Here is a 229-nt window from a genome sequence, read left to right on the forward strand (position 1 = left end):
CGGCACGGTTCTGACCCAAGCCTTCCAGGATGCCTCGCGCCATTGGTTCGAGCTTGGTCAGCGGCAGTGGCAGCGCAACCTCGACGGGGTGAACAAACTAACCCGGGCCAAGTCGGTCCAGGAGTTTGCTGCGATCCAGAGCGAGCTGGCCCGTGAGAGCCTGCAGCACATCGTGCAGGACAGCCGCTCTATCACCGAGACCTCGGCTCGCGCCGTCGAGGAGGCCAGC

The 229-nt window shown here is 65.1% G+C and carries 1 protein-coding gene; it reads left to right on the forward strand.

The genetic code is table 11. The annotated features are described in order from the left end of the window. Nucleotides 1–229, forward strand: a 229-nt coding sequence (locus WDW90_RS40430; protein WP_336493148.1) for a phasin family protein, incomplete at both ends; no start/stop codon positions are given.

The organism is Methylobacterium nigriterrae, from assembly GCF_037106235.1.
GTDB classification, from domain to species: domain Bacteria; phylum Pseudomonadota; class Alphaproteobacteria; order Rhizobiales; family Beijerinckiaceae; genus Methylobacterium; species Methylobacterium nigriterrae.